General features: G+C 65.2%; 16 protein-coding genes. 7 read left to right on the top strand and 9 right to left on the bottom strand.

All coding sequences use genetic code 11. The features are described 5' to 3' along the window. Positions 1–56: 56 nt before the first annotated feature. Positions 57–932, bottom strand: coding sequence for a UTP--glucose-1-phosphate uridylyltransferase GalU (galU, locus tag JQ591_RS03210; protein WP_211394590.1), 876 nt, complete (start codon positions 930–932; stop codon positions 57–59). Positions 933–1138: 206 nt separating this feature from the next. On the opposite strand from galU, the gene JQ591_RS03205 reads away from it, so the two are divergent. Together JQ591_RS03205 and JQ591_RS03200 are read left to right on the top strand one after the other, a co-directional pair. Then, on the top strand, positions 1139–2533 hold the full coding sequence (locus tag JQ591_RS03205) for a lytic murein transglycosylase (protein ID WP_433995196.1): 1395 nt from the start codon (positions 1139–1141) through the stop codon (positions 2531–2533). Positions 2534–2726: 193 nt separating this feature from the next. Continuing rightward, positions 2727–4427: an SGNH/GDSL hydrolase family protein gene (locus JQ591_RS03200; RefSeq protein ID WP_211394588.1), complete on the top strand. Its 1701-nt coding sequence runs from the start codon at positions 2727–2729 to the stop codon at positions 4425–4427. A gap of 170 nt (positions 4428–4597) precedes the next feature. Here JQ591_RS03200 and JQ591_RS03195 read toward each other — a convergent pair whose 3' ends face one another. Together JQ591_RS03195 and JQ591_RS03190 are read right to left on the bottom strand one after the other, a co-directional pair. Then, complete coding sequence (locus tag JQ591_RS03195; RefSeq protein WP_211394587.1) at positions 4598–4966, bottom strand: CsbD family protein; 369 nt, start codon at positions 4964–4966, stop codon at positions 4598–4600. A 59-nt stretch (positions 4967–5025) separates the two neighbouring features. Then, positions 5026–5763 (bottom strand): SDR family NAD(P)-dependent oxidoreductase, encoded by a 738-nt coding sequence (locus JQ591_RS03190; protein ID WP_211394586.1) that lies wholly within the window; start codon positions 5761–5763, stop codon positions 5026–5028. Positions 5764–5860: 97 nt separating this feature from the next. On the opposite strand from JQ591_RS03190, the gene JQ591_RS03185 reads away from it, so the two are divergent. Then, positions 5861–6640 (top strand): SDR family NAD(P)-dependent oxidoreductase, encoded by a 780-nt coding sequence (locus tag JQ591_RS03185; RefSeq protein ID WP_211394585.1) that lies wholly within the window; start codon positions 5861–5863, stop codon positions 6638–6640. Positions 6641–6771: 131 nt separating this feature from the next. Further along, a complete protein-coding gene (locus JQ591_RS03180) occupies positions 6772–7659 on the top strand; it encodes a TauD/TfdA dioxygenase family protein (protein WP_211394584.1) in 888 nt (295 codons plus the stop codon). 173 nt (positions 7660–7832) lie between these two features. On the opposite strand, the gene JQ591_RS03175 is transcribed toward JQ591_RS03180, so the two are convergent. After that, positions 7833–8477 (bottom strand): YqgE/AlgH family protein, encoded by a 645-nt coding sequence (locus JQ591_RS03175; RefSeq protein WP_211394583.1) that lies wholly within the window; start codon positions 8475–8477, stop codon positions 7833–7835. 142 nt (positions 8478–8619) lie between these two features. Between JQ591_RS03175 and JQ591_RS03170 the strand changes: the two genes are divergently transcribed. From JQ591_RS03170 to JQ591_RS03160, 3 genes are all read left to right on the top strand, one after another. Beyond that, positions 8620–9459 (top strand): protein-disulfide reductase DsbD domain-containing protein, encoded by an 840-nt coding sequence (locus tag JQ591_RS03170; protein ID WP_211394582.1) that lies wholly within the window; start codon positions 8620–8622, stop codon positions 9457–9459. Positions 9460–9704: 245 nt separating this feature from the next. Beyond that, positions 9705–11072 carry a flippase gene (locus JQ591_RS03165; RefSeq protein ID WP_211394581.1) on the top strand — a complete coding sequence of 456 codons (1368 nt, stop codon included), beginning with the start codon at positions 9705–9707 and terminating at the stop codon, positions 11070–11072. A gap of 194 nt (positions 11073–11266) precedes the next feature. Beyond that, entirely contained in the window at positions 11267–12091 is an 825-nt protein-coding gene (locus JQ591_RS03160; protein WP_211394580.1) for a sulfite exporter TauE/SafE family protein, read from the top strand. A gap of 140 nt (positions 12092–12231) precedes the next feature. Here the strand turns inward: JQ591_RS03160 and JQ591_RS03155 are convergent, their stop codons facing one another. The 5 genes from JQ591_RS03155 to cysW form a co-directional block, all read right to left on the bottom strand. Then, positions 12232–13020 (bottom strand): 3-hydroxybutyrate dehydrogenase, encoded by a 789-nt coding sequence (locus tag JQ591_RS03155; protein ID WP_008137046.1) that lies wholly within the window; start codon positions 13018–13020, stop codon positions 12232–12234. Between the two features lies 1 nt (position 13021). After that, a complete protein-coding gene (locus tag JQ591_RS03150; RefSeq protein WP_211394579.1) occupies positions 13022–14200 on the bottom strand; it encodes a DUF3734 domain-containing protein in 1179 nt (392 codons plus the stop codon). 79 nt (positions 14201–14279) lie between these two features. Next, positions 14280–14783, bottom strand: a complete 504-nt coding sequence (locus JQ591_RS03145) for a CAP domain-containing protein (protein ID WP_211394578.1) — start codon at positions 14781–14783, stop codon at positions 14280–14282. Between the two features lie 178 nt (positions 14784–14961). Next, complete coding sequence (locus JQ591_RS03140) at positions 14962–15996, bottom strand: sulfate/molybdate ABC transporter ATP-binding protein (RefSeq protein WP_211394577.1); 1035 nt, start codon at positions 15994–15996, stop codon at positions 14962–14964. Beyond that, positions 15986–16897 carry a sulfate ABC transporter permease subunit CysW gene (gene cysW, locus JQ591_RS03135; RefSeq protein WP_211394576.1) on the bottom strand — a complete coding sequence of 304 codons (912 nt, stop codon included), beginning with the start codon at positions 16895–16897 and terminating at the stop codon, positions 15986–15988. The genes JQ591_RS03140 and cysW overlap by 11 nt, the downstream gene beginning before the upstream one ends. Between the last annotated feature and the right edge of the window lie 7 nt (positions 16898–16904).

Below are 16904 nucleotides of genomic sequence, written 5' to 3'. Positions count from 1 at the left end.
TCGCCAAACCACTCCCTGTGGTTATGGGTCCCGGCCTTCGCCGGGACGACGGGAGACTACTGCCCCAGATACTTCTTCATCTCCGCGATCAGCCCGTCGCGCAGCTCGGGGCGCTTCAGGCCGTAGGCGATGTTGGCGCGGAGGAAGCCCGGCTTGGAGCCGCAATCATGGCGCTCGCCCTCGAACTCGACGCCGTAGAACTTTTGCGATTTGGCGAGGCCGATCATGGCGTCGGTGAGCTGGATCTCGCCGCCGGCGCCGCGCTCCTGGGTCTCCAGGATCTTGAAGATCTCCGGCTGCAGGATGTAGCGGCCGGTGATCGAGAGGTTGGAGGGCGCGGTGCCCTTGGCCGGCTTCTCAATCATGCCGTCGACCTCGAACATCTTGCCGGTGCGTTTTCCGACGCCGCAGATGCCGTATTGATGGGTGAGATGGTCGGGCACCGCCTCGACCGCGATGACGTTGGATTTCTCGCCGAGCTTGCTGGCGGTCTCGATCATCTGCTTCAGGCAGCCGGGCGAATTGAGCACGAGCTCGTCCGGCAGCACGACCGCGAACGGCTCGTTGCCGACGATGTCGCGCGCGCACCAGACCGCATGACCGAGGCCGAGCGGCGCCTGCTGGCGGGTGAAGCTGACGGCGCCGGCCTCCGGCTGGTTCTGCGCCAGAATCTCCTGCTCGGCCTTCTTGCCGCGCTGGCTGAGCGTCGCGTCGAGCTCGAACATCTTGTCGAAGTGATCTTCGATGACATTCTTGTTGCGGCCGGTGACGAAGATGAAATGCTCGATGCCGGCTTCCCGCGCCTCGTCATAGACGTACTGGATCAGCGGCTTGTCGACGATGGTCAGCATTTCCTTCGGCATCGCCTTGGTGGCGGGCAGGACGCGGGTGCCGAGGCCGGCGACGGGGAATACGGCTTTGCGAATTTTCATGGGATCGATCGAATACCTGAGGAAGGGAGCAATGGCATCTTGCTAGCTTGTTTGCAGCCGCTAACAAAGGCGGATGTGGGGCCTCGCCCGCGCGAAGTTAAGAAAAAGGCCGTCACCAAAATTTCACCTTTGTTAAGCTAGTGGCAACCGTAACCGGGCCTCCTGAAGGCGATTTTTCAGGCCGACGGGTGGACATGATGCAATCAATGGCAGGGCTGGCAATGGCAGGGCTGGCGAAACGTGCTGGATTTGTGACCAGCAGAGCGATGATTGCCGCCGCGTTGCTGCTGCCGGCTTGCGCGCAGGCGCAGAACGGCCTGTCGAACCTGTTCGGCGGTATTTTCTCCGGCCCGAATCCGGCGCCCCCGCAGGCGGCGCAAGGTCCCGGCGGCGCTCAAACGGGAGTTCAACCTTGGAGCGGCGAGGACGGCGCCTCCGGCCATCCGCTGATGACGGCCGCCGCGATCCGCGAGGCGGCCTCCAATTTCAACAATTGCGTCGCAGCCATGTGGCCGGATGCCGCACGGCGCAGCATCACGCAGGAAAATTTCCAGCGCTTCACGGCAGGGCTCGCGCCCGATCTGCGCATCATGGACCTCATGGACTCGCAGCCCGAGTTCACCAAGTCGATCTGGGATTATCTCGACATCCTCGTGAACGACAACCGCCTCGCCAAGGGCCGCGAGGTCCTGGCCAAATACAAGGCGCAGTTCGACGCCACCGAAAAAGCCACCGGCGTCGATCGTTATATCATCGCCTCGATCTGGGGCATCGAGTCAAACTACTCGACGCAGATGGGCGACCGCAGCGTGCTGCAATCGACCGCGACGCTCGCCTGCATCGGCCGCCGCCAGGCCTATTTCAGGGACGAATTCCTCTCGGCGCTGGAGATCCTCAACCGCGGCGACCTGCGGCCCGAACAGTTGCGCGGCTCGTGGGCCGGCGCGTTCGGCCCGACCCAGTTCATGCCGACCGCGTTCAAGCGCTTTGCCGTGGACGGCGACGGTGACGGCCGGCGTGACGTCGTCGACAATCCCTCCGACCTGATTGCCTCGACCGCCAACAATCTGAAGAAGGACGGCTGGCAGGCCGGCCAGACCTGGGGCTACGAGGTCGTGGTGCCCCAGGGCTTCAACTACATGCTGGCCGACCGCGCCAAGGCGATGACGATGGCGCAGTGGGAGAAGCTCGGGCTCAAGCGCCCGGCCAACCAGCCGTTCCCGCATCCGGCCGAGAAGGCTTATCTGCTGGCGCCGGCCGGCGCGCAGGGGCCGGGCTTCCTGATGCTGCAGAATTTCCGCGTCATCATGAAGTACAACCCGGCCGAGGCTTATGCGCTGGCGATCGGCCATTTCGCCGATCGCCTCCGCGGCAGCCAGCCCTTCGTGCAGCCCTGGCCGCGGCAGGAACGGGAGCTGTCCCGCACCGAGCGGCTGGAACTCCAGCAGCTGCTGGCCCAGCGCGGCTTCTACAAGGGCACCCCCGACGGCCAGTTCGGCGGCCAGACCCGGGAGGCCCTGCGCAACTTCCAGGCCTCGATCGGGGTCCCCGCGGACGGATTTGCCTCCTCCGACGCGCTGGACCGGCTGCGCGGGCGGTAAAATCGCGCCGAAAGTAACCCTGAACAGGGATTTTGGCAGGCAGCCTTGACGGGGGCGGCTGTTCCCCGTGTATGGGCCAAGGATGATCTCAAGGAACTGAAGAGAATCTGAAAAGAGAATCTGCCCGTTTGGCGCCTGATTCCGTTATTATATCGAGCCTATCCCGACCCCCATGACGCCTGCCCGAGATCGCATGTCGAAGAAGTCCCTGTTCAAGGTGCTGACCGAGACCGGCCCGCTGATCGCGCTGGGGACGGCACTTGCGATTCTGGTCTCGGTTGCGGGACCCGCCTCGGCGCAATTCTTCAACTTCCCCGGCTTCGGCGGCCCACCGCAGCGTTCGGCCCCGCCACCACGAAGCGGCGGTGACCGTGGCGGATGGTTCGGCGGCGACTTCTTCGCGCCGTTCCAGCAGCAACAGCAGCAAGCGCCGCGCCAGGATTTTTCGCGCGCACCGGCGCCGGCCAAGCGTGACACCACGCCTGACAAGAACGTGCTGGTGATCGGCGACGGCATGGCCGACTGGCTCGCCTATGGCTTAGAGGACGCCTACACCGAGCAGCCCGACATGGGCGTGATCCGCAAGCACAAGACCACGTCCGGCCTGATCAAGTATCAGCCAAAGGGTGAGCCCTCGGACTGGGCGGCTGCTGCGAAGGGCATCCTCGAGACCGAGAAGCCCGACGTGATCGTGGTGATGCTTGGCCTCAACGACCGCATCGCGATCCGCGAGGCGGCAGCACCCGATAAATCTGACAAGGCGACGGACAAGGACAAGAAGAACGACAAGGGCGCGCGCGCCAAGCCGCAGGGAAAGCCGGGTGACGCCAAGCCCGGCGACAGCGCCGCGAAGCCGGACGACAAGCCGGCCGATGCCGACCTGCCGCAGGACGATGCCGACAACGCCGACACGCCGCAGGTCGCCGCTCCGGAGAAGACCGCGCGCAACCCGAACGGCCTCTACGAATTCCGCGACGAGCGCTGGGTCGAGCTCTACGGCAAGAAGATCGAGGAGCTGGCCAACGTGCTCAAGAGCAAGGGCGTGCCGGTGCTCTGGGTCGGCCTGCCCGCAATCCGCGGTCCCAAGGGCACCGCGGACATGCTGTTCCTGGATTCGCTCTATCGCGAAGGCGCGGCCAAGGCCGGCATCACCTATGTCGACGTCTGGGACGGCTTTGTCGACGAGGCCGGCCGCTTCCTCCAGAAGGGCCCGGACTTCGAAGGCCAGATCCGCCAGCTCCGCAGTTATGACGGCGTCTATTTCACAAAACCCGGCGCGCGCAAGCTCGCCCACTATGTCGAACGCGAGATCACGCGCCTGCTCGCCGGGCGCTCCGGCCCGATCGCGCTGCCGAGCGAACCGGCGACCCCCGACACCAGTGCCGAACCCGGCAAGCCCGCGCCGCGGCCGCTGGCTGGCCCGATCGTGCCGCTGGTTGCGGCCTCGATCTCGACCGATCAATTGCTGGGTGGGCCGGGCTCACGTCCTGCCGCCGTCGATGCACTCGCTGCGAAGACGATGGTGAAGGGCGAGCCACTGGCTGCACCCGCCGGCCGCGCCGACGATTATGCCTGGCCGCGCCGCGAAGTCGGCCGCGAGCAGGCCAAGGGCGATACGCCGATGGCCGCGACGACGCCCGACGGCAGTGTCGCTCCGGGTTCACCCGGCGCCGCCACAGCGACCGCGCCGCAAAAGCTCGCGCCGAAGAAGCCACCGGTGCAGCAGCAGCCTGCACAGGCAGCGCCGTCGATGCGCGACTTCTTCGGCTTCGGCGCTCCGCAAGCACCGCCGCGTCAATTGGCGCCGGCGCCGGGTCCGCGCAATCCAGCTCAAAACCCCGCGATCCCGCGTCCCCCGGGCAGCGTCGGACGATCGGCGGAAGTGGCCCGGTAATTTACTGAACCGAAATTTACTGAGCTGAGGTCTCGTGTCCCGGACGCGGCGCGATGCGCCGCAGAGCCGGGACCTCGCTCTTAACCCACAAAAAAAAGCCCCGGCTCGGCAATGCGGCGCTTCACGCCGCATTGCGTCCGGGGCACGTTGGACGGAGTTATGACTCCGCCTTAATAACGCCAGCGCGGCGGCGGACGGCGCGACGGCCGTGCCATCAACAGCGCGAGAGCAAAGCCGATGCCGCCGGCGACCAGCAGCGCGCCGAGCGGGTTGTCCTGCACCTTCTGGGCAATCGCCTGCGAACCGTCGCGGAACGTGTCGCCGCTGTTCTCGTAGGCGTCCTTGGCGTATCCGGCCGCTGTCTCGCCAGCGTCACGTACGGCATCCTTGGCCTGGCCGTAGAGATTCTGCACGGTGCCTGCGGCTTCCCGCGCCTTGCCGGAAGCCTGTGTCTGCGCATCGCCTGCGAGATCACCGACAGCGCCTTCCGCGCGTCCGGCGAATTCCTTGGCCGATCCGACAATCCGATCTTTATCCATGATGCTCCTCCTCGGGGGTCAGCCCAAGTAACCGATCAGGAGCGGCGCGGTTCCTCGCGCTAGAGAATAAGCCCGCCGTCGACGACCAGTGTCTGGCCGATGATGTAGGACGACAGCGGCGATGCCAGGAACAGCGCCGCGCCCGCCATGTCAGCCGGCGTGCCCAATCGCCGCAGCGGAATGCGTGAAAGTGCACCTTCGAGCCGCTTGGGATTGTCGGTCGTCACCTTGGTCATCTTGGTGTCGACGAGACCGGGCGCGATGCCGTTGACGCGGATACCGTCCTCGGCCCAGGCCTCGCCCAGCGTCCGTGTCAATCCGACCGCGCCGGTCTTCGACGCGTTGTAAGCAGGATTGCCCATGGTGGAATGATAGGCCGCGGTCGAGGACACCATGATCAGCGATCCCTGCGAGGCCCGCAACATGGAATGAAAGCGCGTGGCGCATGCCATCAGGCTCATCAGGTTGACCTCGACGACCTTGCGAAAGCCGGCCATCTCGAACTCGCCGCGGCGATAGAGCACCGCGCCCTGCGCGAGTACCAGGATATCGAGCCGATCGAACGACGGCTCGAACGCTTCGACCGCCCCGGCATCGCCGACGTCGAGCTGCGCGTAGGAGAGACCGGTGAGATCCGAGCCCTCCTCCTGCGAATATTCCGTTGCGTGAGCCCGCGTGCCGCAGACCGCAACTTGCGCGCCCCTGACGCGAAAGGCTTGCGCAATACCGTTGCCGATGCCGCTGGATCCGCCGACGACCAGCACCTGCTTGCCTGAGAAATCGAGCTCGTTCGTCATCGCGGCCTCCCCGATTGTCTTGCTTGTTTGACCTGTCTGCGGATCGATGCCAGCCTTGTCAATCATAACAAGAACAAGCAGGGCGCGAGGAAACAGCATGTCCGATTTCAAACAGCTCAGCCGGTCCGTGAAGGGCCTGACCGTTCTCGTCACCGGCGCGGCAAGCGGCATGGGGCGCGCGACGGCGCGCGTGTTCGCCACTGACGGCGCGAACGTTGCCGTCACCGATTATGACGGGCAGGGCGCGCTGGCCGTCGCGAAGGAGATCGCGGCAAGCGGCGGAGCCGCGAAAGCCTGGAAGCTCGACGTTGCCGACGGCGATGAGATCAAGCGCGTGGTCGGCGACGTCGCTACGCATTTCGGCGGGCTCGACATCATCGTCAACAATGCCGGCATCTCCGTGCGCGTCGCGATCGACGACGAGGCCTATGAGGACGCCTGGGCCAGGGGCATCGCGGTGATGCTGACGGCGCATCCGCGCATCATCCGCGCCGCACTGCCTCACTTGCGCAAGTCGAAGAGCCCGCGCATCGTCAACATCGCCTCGACCGAGGCACTCGGCGCCACCGCATTGCACAGTCCCTATTCGGCGGCGAAGGGCGGCGTCGCCAGCCTCACCCGTTCGCTCGCGGTGGAGCTCGGCCGCGAAGGCATCACCGTCAACTGCATCTGCCCGGGGCCGATCCGCACGGCCATCACCGACCGCATCTCCGAGGAACACAAAACCATCTACGCCAAGCGCCGCACTGCACTCGGCCGCTACGGCGATCCCGATGAGGTCGCGCACATGACGCTGAGCCTGTGCCTGCCGGCAGCATCCTTCCTCACCGGTGCGGTCATCCCCGTCGACGGCGGCCTGATGGCGCGCAACGCGTGAGAGTTCGCGGCCAAGCGTAGATGGGGTAACGGGCTGCCATGCGCGCCCGGCGTTGACATCGCCTGTTGCGGGAGTAACTTTTTCCTCGACAGGGCGGGACCAACCGCTCGCAGCTCGTGGGAGAAAACGCCATGACGATCGCCATCCGGCAGCTTCAAACGCATTTTGTCGGCGAGGTTTCCGGCCTCGACCTGCGAAAGCCTCTCACCGAGGCCGAGGCGCGCGAGATCGAGGCCGCCATGGACACATATGCGGTGCTGGTCTTCCACGACCAGGACATTACCGACGAACAGCAGATGGCCTTTGCGCTGAATTTCGGCCAGCGCGAGGACGCCCGCGGCGGCACTGTCACGAAGGAAAAGGACTACCGGCTCCAATCGGGCCTGAACGACGTCTCCAATCTCGGCAAGGACGGCAAGCCGCTGGCGAAGGACAGCCGCGCGCACCTGTTCAACCTCGGCAATTGCCTGTGGCATTCCGACAGCTCGTTCCGCCCTATCCCGGCGAAGTTCTCGCTGCTGTCGGCCCGCGTGCTCAACCCGAAGGGCGGCAACACCGAATTCGCCGACATGCGCGCGGCCTATGACGCGCTCGACGACGAGACCAAGGCGGAGATCGAGGACCTCGTCTGCGAGCATTCGCTGATGTATTCGCGGGGATCGCTCGGCTTCACCGAATACACCGACGACGAGAAGCAGATGTTCAAGCCGGTGCTGCAACGGCTCGTGCGCACCCATCCCGTCCATCGCCGCAAGTCGCTCTATCTCTCATCGCATGCCGGCAAGATCGTCAGCATGAGCGTCCCCGAGGGCCGGCTGCTGCTGCGCGATCTCAACGAGCACGCGACGCAAAGCGAGTTCGTCTACGTCCACAAATGGAAGCTGCATGACCTCGTGATGTGGGACAACCGCCAGACCATGCACCGCGTCCGCCGCTACGACCAGTCGCAGCCCCGTGACATGCGCCGCGCGACGGTGGCGGGCACGGAGCCGACAGTGCAGCAGCAGGCGGCGGAGTAGATTTCAGCCAACAGAAGCGGTCATCGCCCGGCTTGACCGGGCGATCCAGTACTCCGAGACGGTTGTGATAGAGCCGATACGCTGCGGCGCACTGGATGCCCTGGTCAAGCCGGGGCATGACAGCCGAGGGCGGCGCAGGACACCGCAGTCCGCCGCGACAGCTGCTACGCCAGCTACGCGTGACCCGCCTCGTTCGAGAGCATGCCGGGATCGATGCCGATCTTGCGCAGCGCGCGTCCGTATTTTTCGTCGACGTCGTCGCCGAAGATCAATTCCGAATCCGCATCGCAATGCAGCCAGCCATTGCTCTGGATTTCGGTCTCGAGCTGGCCCGGCGCCCAGCCGGCATAGCCGAGCGCGAGGATGGCGTGCTTGGGACCGGAGCCGTTGGCGATCGCACGCAGGATGTCGACAGTCGCGGTGAGGCAGACGCCGTCGTCGATCCGGAGCGTCGCATTCTCGATGTAGAAATCGCTGGAGTGCAGCACGAAGCCGCGGCCGGTATCGACCGGACCGCCGCGCAGCACCTTCATGCTTTCGGCGTTCTCCGGCAGCTTGATGTGCTCGCCCTTCTTGATGATGCCGAGCTGCTCCAACAGCTCGGGGAAGTCGATGCTGCCGGCCGGGTGGTTGACGATGATGCCCATCGCGCCTTCGGCGGAGTGGGCGCAGAGATAGATCACCGAGCGCTCGAAGCGCTCGTCGCCCATCACCGGCATGGCGATCAACAACTGGCCGTCGAGGTAGCCCGCCGAACTGGGGAGCGCGGGACCGGACTTGCGGGTGCCCTCGCCTGTCCTCTTGCCTGTGGGAGCCATCGGTGAAGCACTCCGGTTTCAATTCCTATCCTGATGTTGGGCCGGCCCGCTGTCAAATCAAGGCTTGCAGGTAGTAGATTCAAGTGCATCCATCACAAGCAATTCAATGGCTTGCCGCGGGGTGGCCCTGTAAGGACGTACCATGCTGACAAGAGTTCCCCTGCGTGCGGCGATTGGCGTCGCGACAACCCTGCTCGCGTCGTCGCTGGCGCTCGCAGCCCATGCCGACGACGCATCGCCGTGGCAGCGCGACGGACATTCCGCGGTGCGGTTGCTCGCGGGGTCGCGCAGCGGCGCCGTCCTGCTCGGCGGTATCGCCTTCCAGATCCAGCCCGGCTGGAAAACCTATTGGCGCATGCCAGGCGATTCCGGCGTTCCGCCGCGCTTCGATTTCTCGAAGTCGGACAATGTCGAAGCGGTGACGGTGATGTGGCCGGCGCCGCTCAAGTTCGACGACGGCGCGGGCGGCCATTCGATCGGCTATCACGACCAGATCGTGCTGCCCTTGCGCATCGTCGCCAAGGCGGCCGACAAGCCGGTGACGCTGCGCGCCGAGATCAATTATGCGGTGTGCGAAAAGCTCTGCATTCCTGTCGAGGCCCGCGCCGAGCTTGGCTTCAACAGCGTCGCCTCGACCGAGGACGCCAATCTGCGTGCAGCGCTCGACACCGTGCCCAAGCCTGCCACGATCGGCGATCCCAACCCGCTCACCATCCGCGACGTCAAGCGTGACGGACCCAAGAATGTGGTGGTCGACGTGGTCGCGCCGGATGCGCGCAACGTCAATCTGTACGTGGAAGGCCCGACGCCCGATTGGGCGTTGCCGATCCCGACGCCGGTCGAGCCCAGCCCACCGGGCGTGAAGCGATTTTCTTTCGAACTCGACGGACTGCCGCCGGGGGCCAAGCCCGACGGCGCAGCGCTGAAGTTCACGCTGGTCGGACCGGAGAAGTCGTACGAGTTCAATACCAATTTGGAGTGACTGTCGTCCCGGCGAAGGCCGGGACCCATACCGCGTGATCTGCCGACAGTGCACGGGTGACAGTCCCGAACGACCCGTCTTCGCCAAACCTCTCCCTGGGGTTATGGGTCCCGGCCTTCGCCGGGACGACCGTGGAATAGAGACGTGGCCCATCCAACCGAATCTTAACGAATGGTTGCTAATCCCCGAGGCTACCGCACAAGCCTGCCGCGGCATGCGCGTGCGCGCCTTGGGGATCGTTCGAATTGGCCGTGATGGATGCAGAACCCGCAACGACCGGACCTGCCGGCCTCATCGCGCGGCTGCGCGAAAAATTGACGGGCGGGTCGAGCGAGGCATCGCTGACGCGGCGGCTGGCCGGCACCATCTTCGTCATCCGCGTGATCAGCGCGGGCCTCGCATACTTCTCGCAAGTGCTGCTCGCCCGCTGGATGGGAACGTCGGACTACGGCGTCTATGTCTATGTCTGGACCTGGGTGCTGCTGCTCGGCAGCATGATGGACTTTGGCATCTCGGCCTCCGCGCAAAAGATCATTCCGGAATACCGTGCCCGTGACGCGCATGCGCTGCTGCGCGGCTTTCTCTCGGGCAGCCGCTGGCTGACCTTTGCGGTCTCCGCGCTGGTGTCGCTCGGCCTCGCCGGTGTCGTCAAATTGCTGTCACCCTGGATCGATCCGGCCGAAGTGCTGCCGCTCTATATCGGCTGCATGACGCTGCCCGCTTTCGTCGTCGCCAACACCCAGGACGGCATCGCGCGCTCGCATGACTGGATGCAGCTCGGCCTGATGCCGCAATTCATCATCCGCCAGGCGCTGATCATCGGCATCACGGCCTGCGCCTTCCTGCTCGGCTATCATCTCGGCGCGGTCGCCGCGATGGTCGCGAGCGCCGGCGCGGTGTGGATCGCGATGACCGGGCAGATGGTGGTGCTGAACCGCAAGCTCGCCGATCACATCGAGCCGGGCCCCAAGGCCTACGACATCGGCGGCTGGCTCGCCGTCTCGCTGCCGATCCTGCTGGTCGAAAGCTTCTACCTGCTGCTGTCCTACACCGACGTGCTGGTGCTGCAGCAGTTCCGCCCCTCCGACGAGGTCGGCGTCTATTTCGCGGTGGTGAAGACGCTGGCGCTGGTCTCCTTCATCCACTACGCGATGTCGGCGACGACCGCGCATCGTTTCGCCGAATACAACGCCGCTGGCGACAAGGCGCGGCTGTCGGCTTACGTGGCGCATGCCATCAACTGGACGTTCTGGCCGTCGCTGGCGGCGACCATCGTCCTGCTCGCGCTCGGCAAGCCGCTGCTCTGGCTGTTCGGGCCGCAATTCGTGGTCGGCTACGACATCATGTTCGTCGCCGCCATCGGGCTCGTGGTCCGAGCCGCGATCGGCCCGGTCGAACGACTGCTCAACATGCTCGGCCAGCAGAAGATCTGCGCGCTGGCCTATGCGCTGGCCTTTGCGATGAACCTCGGGCTCTGCATTGCGCTGGTACCGCGCTTCGGCGGCCACGGCGCTGCGGCCGCGACCTCGATCTCGCTCAGTTTCGAGACGGTGCTGCTGTTCTGGATCGTGCGACAGCGGCTCGGCCTGCACGTGCTGGCGTTCGGAAAATAGTACCAGCGTCCCGCTCTTTCGCTTCCGCTGGGGAACAACCGTTTCGCGGCATGCTGATGAACGCGGCCAAACGCCTGCCTGTTCAGGAGTGACAGCACGATTTTTCTTATTGCTCCCAAGCGGTTGCACCGCAGGGAAAGTTTATTCTACGTCATATTGCCCAACTGACGAGATAAACCTAAGATTCCCAGGACATGATTGATCCACTCTACGTCGCCTCCGGTTTCGGCGTCGGCCTGCTGGTCGGGATGACCGGCGTCGGCGGCGGCTCGCTGATGACGCCGCTGCTGATCCTGCTGTTCGGCATTCATCCGTCGACCGCGGTCGGCACCGACCTGCTCTATGCCGCCGCCACCAAGACCGGCGGCAGCGTGGTGCATGGCTGGTCGCGCAGCGTGCACTGGCCGGCGGTGCTGCGGCTCGCCTGCGGCAGCCTTCCGGCAAGCGCGCTGACGCTGCTCGTGCTGTGGAAGCTCGACCTCAAGAGCGATTCCGAGCGCGGCCTGGTCAATCTGGTGTTGTGCTTCGCGCTGCTGCTGACCGCGACTTCGCTGATCTTCCGCAAGGCGATCATGGAGCGCTATCGTCGGCGCCTGGAGCAGGTCGATGACCGCACCACGGCGATCGCGACGGTCGTCACCGGAATCGTGCTCGGTGTGCTGGTCTCGATTTCATCGGTCGGCGCCGGCGCGGTCGGCGTCACCGTGCTCCTGCTGCTCTATCCGCGCCTGCCGATGGCGACCATCGTCGGCTCCGACATCGCCCATGCGGTCCCGCTGACGCTGGTCGCCGGAATCGGGCACTGGGCGCTTGGCGACGTGGATTGGGCGCTGATGGGCGTGCTGCTGATGGGCTCGCTGCCCGGCATCATCGTCGGCAGCTTCAGCGCGACGCGCGTGCCCGAGACGGTGCTGCGCCTGACACTTGCCAGCGTGCTGTTCGTGGTCGCCGGCAAGATCATGTTCGCGGAGCTGAACCTGTCCTCGGCGTTCGTGACGGCCCTGGCCTGGACGCACTGAGCGGAAAACAGCCGCTCCACTCTCGCTGTCATCGCCCGGCTTGACCGGGCGATCCAGTACGCCGAGACGGCTGTGGTTGTACCGAAACGCCGCGACGTACTGGATGCCCCGGTCAGGCCTGGGCATGACGAAGAGGGCTGTTACTCCGCGGTCCAGCCGCCGTCGATCGACAGGTTGGTGCCGGTGATCTGCGCGGCATCGTCGCCGCACAGGAACAGCGCGAGTGCTGCGACCTGCTCGGAGGTGACGAACTCCTTGGTCGGCTGCGCGTCGAGCAGCACGTCGTTGATGACCTGCTCACGCGTGAGGTTGCGGGCCTTCATGGTGTCGGGGATCTGCTTCTCCACCAGCGGCGTCCAGACATAGCCTGGGCTGATGCAGTTGCAGGTGATCTTGTGGGTCGCGACCTCCAGCGCCACGGTCTTGGTCAGGCCGGCGATGCCGTGCTTGGCCGACACATAGGCCGACTTGAAGGGCGAGGCGACCAGCGAATGCGCTGACGCCGTATTGATGATGCGGCCCCAGCCCTTCTTCTTCATGCCGGGGACGGCGGCGCGAATGGCATGGAAGGCCGAGGACAGGTTGATCGCGATGATCTGGTCCCATTTCTCCGGCGGGAATTCCTCGATCGGCGAAACGAACTGGATGCCGGCATTGTTGACGAGGATGTCGACCGAACCAAAACTCTTCTCTCCGAGCGCGATCATCCCGGCAATCTCGGCCGGCTTGGTCATGTCGGCAGGCGAATAGACCGCCTTCACGCCGAAATCGGACTCGATCTTGGCGCGCTCCTTCTCGATGTCCTCCGGCGAGCCGAACCCGTTGATGACGACATTGGCGCCGGCGGCGGCAAAGGCGCGCGCATAGGCGAGCCCGATGCCGCTGGTCGACCCGGTCACGACGGCGTTCTTGCCTGACAGACTACCCATATTATTCGCTCCTTTTTGGCGGGGGCGCGGTGACGTCCCCCGTGAGATCGTAGGTCACCATGGTCTCGCCGGATTGCGGCCGCTCGAGCCAGTCCTTGTGCCGCATCGACAGGTGAACGTCCTGTACGCCGGCTTCCCAGTGCTCGACCATCGCGACATGCGAGAAATCGTAATCCTTGGACGAGGATTCGTAGTTCTTGCTGCGATAGATCAGGTGCACCACGGTAACGGTGCTTTCGCGCGATACCTTGGCAAGGAATTCCACGGAAGGGTCGTTCTTGAGATAATCGGGCAATTTGGAAATCAGGTCGCGCACGGCCCTGCGGGCGTTGTGCACCTGCTTGTTCTTGTCGGTGTTCATCCGCGTGCGGCTGGAGAAGCGGATGTCTTTCTCGCGCTCGGTCGCCTCGAGCAGCGAGGTCGGCAGATCGCCGCGGGCGCTGAACAGGTCGACCTGGAAGATCAGGAGGTCGCGATCGGTCTCCGCATCGAGCACGAAGTCGAGCGGCGTGTTGGAGGCGATGCCGCCGTCCCAGTAGTGTTCGCCGTCGATGACGATGGACGGAAAGCCCGGCGGCAGTGCGCCGGAGGCCATGATGTGCTCGGGGCCGATTTTCTTGCCGAGCTTCTTGAACTCGAAATTGTCGAAGTACTTGAAATTGCCCGAAGTGACGCCGACGGCACCGACCGATAGCCGCGTCTTGAGGTCGTTGATGCGGTCGAAATCGACCAGCCGCTCCAGCGTCTTCTTCAATGGCCCGGTGTCGTAGTAACTCTGCGCCTGCGGGCTACCGGGGGGCCAGAGCGGCGCGGGAGGGAGGCGAGGCACGAAGAAGCCGGGAACGCCGAAGGTCGCGATCAGCGCGGCACTGCTGGAATTGAACAGTTCGCGGCTGTGGTCGCTCTTGCCGATCGGCTTCCAGGGCACCGGCGCCGAGACCATCTCCCAGAATTCCTTGAGCCGCTTGACGCGGGTGTGGCCCTCGTTGCCGGCGATGATGGCGGCGTTGACCGCGCCGATCGAGATGCCGGCGACCCATTCGGGCTCGAAGCCGTAGCCGCACAACGCCTGATAGGCGCCGGACTGATAGGAACCGAGCGCGCCGCCGCCCTGGAGTACGAGGACGCGTTGCGCATTCGCGGGGACGCTGGCGGATTCCGTGCTGGTGTGATCTGTCATGCGGGAACAATAGCAAAAGGCAAGCCACCGTGGCGACAGTTTCGCCGCGGCGTCAATGCATCCCGGGATCAAGTCTGGCTTATCGGGGATCCGTCGAGGCCAGGATCATGGTCCAGAACACCTTGTATTTGGTGCCGGGAGCATAGCCCGCCGCTATGCCCAATTTTGTGACACCGCCCTTGAGCATGTTGGCGCGGTGCGGAGGCGAGTCGCGCCAGCCGGAAAACGCTTCCGCCAGCGTATGATAGCCGGCCGAGACGTTCTCGACCGCAACGGTCGCCGGATAGCCGCCGGCGCTGAGGCGCTTGGCCAGCGGCGCGCGGACGTCATGGTCCATCTTGTTGGCCGCCGCCATGGCCTGGGACTGGGATTCGGCGAGCCGCATCAGATCGGGGTCGACCACGACGGTGCCGAGCCCGTTGTTCTGGCGGTATTGCGAGATCATGATCGCCGCCGCCGGCGCGTCGAGCTTGGCGCCCGGGACCGCCATATCGGCGTACATGGAGGGCTGCTGGACCGGTGCTTCATTGCCGGCGCAGCCGGCGAGCAGCAAAGTGATGAGAATTGCGGCCGCAGCGCGCATGAATCGGAGCCCCCAAAGGAAGGGCCGTTGTTGCATACCAACCGTGGCTGAAAGGTGAATATTGAGGAAAATCGTTCCTGTCATTCCGGGGCAGCGCAGAGCGCTGAACCCGGAATCTCGCGCCACAACGCCAAGATTCCGGGTTCGATGCTACGCATCGCCCCGGAATGACGGTGCCTCAGCCCGCAAATATCCGGTAGCGGCGGGGCTCCAGGCCGATCGTGTCGCCGGCGCGCAGTTCCCTGTTGCGAGGAGCGTCGATCTCGATGGTCTCGCCGCCGGAGAGTGCCACCTCGGCCCGCTGCACGGGGCCGAAATTCCGGACATGCTGCACGGCGCCCTCGAAGGCACCGCTGCCGGGCGGGCCGACCAGCATGTCGTGTCGCCGCACGAACAGTCTTGACGCGCCAGGCGCAAGCCCATCTGCCGCGAGCCGAAGCGGCCGGTCGCCGAGCCTGATGACGCCGTCGGCGATCTGGACCGGCAGCTCGATGGATTCGCCGATGAAGCTGTGGACGAAGGCGGTCGCCGGGCTCTCATAGACGTCATCGGGCGAGCCGATCTGCTCGATCTTGCCCTTGTCCATCACCACGACGCGGTTGGCGACTTCCAGCGCCTCCTCCTGGTCATGGGTGACGAAGATCGAGGTGACGTTGATCTCGTGGTGCAGCGAGCGCAGCCATTTGCGCAGCTCCTTGCGCACCTTGGCGTCGAGCGCGCCGAAGGGCTCGTCGAGCAGCAGGATGCGCGGCTCGATCGCGAGCGCGCGGGCGAGCGCGATGCGCTGGCGCTGGCCGCCGGAGAGCTGGCTCGGATAGCGGTCGGCGAGCCAGTCGAGCTGCACGAGATCGAGCAGCTCCCTGACGCGCGCACGGATCGTGGCCTCGTCCTTGCGGACCGCGCGCGGCTGCACGCGCAGGCCGAAGGCGACGTTCTCGAACACCGTCATGTGGCGGAACAGCGCGTAGTGCTGGAACACGAAGCCGACGTGCCGCTCGCGCGCGCCCTGCGCCAGCGCATCCTCGCCGTTGAAGGCGACCTCGCCGGAATCTGGCCAGTCGAGCCCCGCGATGATCCGCAGCAGCGTGGTTTTGCCCGAGCCGGACGGCCCGAGCAGCGCCAGCAGCTCGCCGTCATTGACCTTGAGATCGACGCCGTCGAGGGCTGCGAAGCTGCCGAACTTCTTGACGAGATTCCTGACTTCAATGGTCACTTGCGTCTTGTCCTTCGTCGAGGTGACGTTCGAGAACGGTTTTCGCGATCAGCGTGATCAGCGCCAGCATCGCGAGCAGCGAGGCGATCGCGAACGCCGCGACGAACTGGTATTCGTTGTAGAGAATCTCGACCAGGAGCGGCATCGTGTTGGTCTCGCCGCGGATATGGCCGGAGACGACGGAGACCGCGCCGAACTCGCCCATCGCGCGCGCGTTGCAGAGCAGGACGCCGTAGAGCACGCCCCATTTGATGTTGGGCAGCGTGACGCGGAAGAAGGTCTGCAGGCCCGAGGCGCCGAGCGAGACCGCGGCCTCCTCCTCCTGCGTGCCCTGCTCCTGCATCAAGGGGATCAGCGCACGCGCCACGAAGGGGAAGGTCACGAAGGTGGTCGCAAGCGCGATGCCGGGCACCGCGAACAGTATCTGGATGTCGTGATCGCGCAGCCAGCCGCCGAAATAGCCCTGCGCGCCGAACAGCAGCACGAAGACGAGACCCGAGATCACCGGGCTGACCGAGAACGGCAAATCGATCAGCGTGATCAGGAACGTCTTGCCCGGGAATTCGAACTTGGCGATGGCCCAGGCGGCGACGAGACCGAACACGAGGTTGAGGCCGACCGAGATCGCCGCCACCACCAGTGTCAGCTTGATCGCGGACAACGCCTCCGGGTCGGCCAGCGCGGCGAGATACGCGAGGATTCCCCTCGAGAAGGCCTGCGCGAACACCACGACCAGCGGCAGCACGACGAAGACGCCGAGGAAGATCATCGCCAGCGCGATGATGACGATGCGGACCGCGCGCGGTTCGGTGCGAAGGTTGTCCCGCGCGGCCGCCGCATGCGCGCGTGCCCTGGCGTCAGAGGCCGAGAGCGAGACGGTATCTGCGATCTGCATCGTCATGATCCGC

It is taken from the genome of Bradyrhizobium canariense (genome assembly GCF_018130465.1).
Taxonomy (GTDB): domain Bacteria; phylum Pseudomonadota; class Alphaproteobacteria; order Rhizobiales; family Xanthobacteraceae; genus Bradyrhizobium; species Bradyrhizobium canariense_C.
This window is presented reverse-complemented; position numbering and strand designations above follow the sequence as displayed.